Origin of the sequence: Puniceibacterium antarcticum (assembly GCF_002760615.1) — a bacterium.
GTDB lineage: Bacteria > Pseudomonadota > Alphaproteobacteria > Rhodobacterales > Rhodobacteraceae > Puniceibacterium > Puniceibacterium antarcticum.
The window spans coordinates 1-2336 of sequence record NZ_AWWI01000125.1 but is presented as its reverse complement, the minus strand read 5'-3'; the positions used below and the strand labels follow the sequence as shown (position 1 = coordinate 2336).

Genomic DNA, 2336 nt, shown 5'->3' with positions numbered 1-2336 from the left:
TCGGCAAAACTCAAACCCGGAGTCTCGCTCACGCTGGATAAAAGTTGGGGGCAACGTCAGGGGAGATGCTGAAGCCGTGGCTGAATGTTGTGGGTGAGTAAGAGGCGACCATAAAGCGCTCCCAAATGGAAGTGCAGATAGCAGTACGTGCAGGAAGGTCACTTTGACGCGGGCAGTGCGTCTGTCTTGCCTTTCAAGCTCAGGAGCACTGTCCGTCTGATCTTCGCTGCGGGGCGCGATCACGGACCTGCCACCCGAAGCTCCCGATCAATAGGTCAGCTCATGCGCCAATGTTCCTAAGTAGCCTGCCGCTGTATGCGTGACGTTCTTGGCGTCCCAGCCCTCGGACAGCATCGCGACGGAGATCACGTTTTGCAGGTCCTGACCCGCCTTGCCGAGCGCGCCGTACAAAAAATCGCCCTCCAGCATCAGCTCTCCGATCTTCGCATGCAGGGTCTTCACATCGATTACCGGTTCCGTATCTGCTTTCAGGGCCTCGCCAAAGACCCCCGTCACGCCCTCAAGCAAATGGTCGCGCCATTGCTTGATCTGGTTCGGGTGAACGTCGAAATCCTGCGTCAGCTCGATCAAAGTCTACTCGCCCTTGATCGCCGCTACCGCCACTTTCACCTTGAGTGCCGGGCTGTGGTTCCGGCGCGCTCGTCTTGCCATGGTCATCTCCTCCCTTGAAGCATCATGCTGCTGTTGCGCGGAGAATCCACTCATCCCGGCTGTTCAAATTTCCAGAATCACCTCTTGCGAATACATTTGCAAAATCTGGATTTCAGAGCCAGATCGGTTCATCCTAAATGCGATCCACCAGATGCCGGGACTGAGCACCTACGCCAGATTGGCCCTCTGCCTTGAGTTGGAAAGGTTGTCGAAAGTTCTTTCGGTAAGTCTTGATTTTGGTATCACAGGAGAGATAGCGCCTTTGCGCTGACATTGGGGCGGACAGATGCGTGATCACGGCGGAAACTTGCAGGCTGCGAAAAAACGCTTCGGTGGCGATACCTCCGGCTGGCTTGACCTGTCCACTGGGATAAATGCCCGGCCCTACCCCGTTGGAACAGTGTCGGCAGAGGCTTGGAACCGGTTGCCCGAACGCGCATGTCTGACGCAACTGGAAAAGGCTGCGCAAGTGCAGTATCGCACCTCACTTGAGGTTGTTGCCGTCGCGGGGGCTCAGGCGGCAATCCAACTGGTGCCCCTTTTGCATAAAGTCGGGCAAGCTGCGATTGTGACCCCAACTTACAACGAACATGCCGCAGCACTTAGGGCACAAGGTTGGACAGTTGACGAAGTTCAGGAGCTTTCATCTCTCAAAGGCAAGGATCTTGCCGTTGTGGTCAATCCCAACAATCCCGATGGTCGCAGGCATGCTCCAGTCGACCTGCTGCAGCTTTCCGCAGGTGTCGGTCTACTGGTCGTAGACGAAAGCTTTGTTGATACGGAACCTCATTTGTCCATCGCATCCTGGCCTGTCTCTCTGCCAGAAAATCTGCTTATTCTGCGGTCCTTCGGGAAATTCTATGGGCTTGCCGGTCTTCGTCTTGGGTTCGTATTGTGCGGTCCGAAACTTTGTATGCGATTGCGGGACTTGATCGGCCCCTGGCCGGTATCGGGCGTTGCTCTTTCGCTGGGCGAAAGGGCGCTGAAAGACACCACTTGGGCGGAGCAGACAACGGCGCGGCTTTTGCGTGACGCGGCACATCTTGATGTGCTCGCCCAACGCACGGGGTGGGACCTTTTAGGTGGTACACCGCTCTTTCGCACCTACGAGACGGGAAATGCGAGAACGGTGCAGATGGGGCTGGCACAGCGCCACATTTGGACACGCATCTTTCCGTATTCAAGCAGCTGGATCCGTATCGGGCTTCCGGGTGCCAATGAGGATTGGCGGCGGCTGGACGCAGGGCTTGCAAAGCTGTGAGTTGATCTCATAGCTCTGTGCATAGAGGGCGTATTTCCAACAAGAGGATCCCATTCAGTATTGCTACTGAGGCCACAAAATTAGATGGAAAAATATTTCTAAGTTATTGACTTTATACAGATCAGAGTTGGTTCGGTTTGTCTGAACAGGTTCCGGGCGTTTTCTAAGTGGATTTCCACCTCGGTTATGCCGACGCCACTTCGGGCATTGGCAGGTTGAATCAGGCCTGATCGGGGGCTTTCCCGTCAAGCGATGAATGCGGTCGGCGGCTGTTGTAAATGTCGAAATACCGGGCGATCCCGGCGCGGGCTTCCGAGACGCGGGCATAGGCCCGCAGGTAGATGATGAGCGACAACCACCATGGCCGGTGCCGACAACCAGCTTGGCCGGTGGGGCTGAACGG

The 2336-nt window shown here is 56.0% G+C and carries 2 protein-coding genes and 1 pseudogene; 1 reads left to right on the top strand and 2 read right to left on the bottom strand.

The window, feature by feature from the left end; translation table 11 throughout:
- Positions 1 to 322 precede the first annotated feature (322 nt).
- A pseudogene (locus tag P775_RS19305) lies at positions 323 to 672 on the bottom strand (transposase); the annotation flags it as partial.
- A gap of 286 nt (positions 673 to 958) precedes the next feature.
- On the opposite strand from P775_RS19305, the gene cobD reads away from it, so the two are divergent.
- Positions 959 to 1933 (top strand): threonine-phosphate decarboxylase CobD, encoded by a 975-nt coding sequence (gene cobD, locus P775_RS19295; RefSeq protein ID WP_099912522.1) that lies wholly within the window; start codon positions 959 to 961, stop codon positions 1931 to 1933.
- Positions 1934 to 2153: 220 nt separating this feature from the next.
- Here the strand turns inward: cobD and P775_RS19290 are convergent.
- Positions 2154 to 2336, bottom strand: a 183-nt coding sequence (locus tag P775_RS19290) for an integrase core domain-containing protein (RefSeq protein ID WP_245875771.1), incomplete at its 5' end; no start/stop codon positions are given.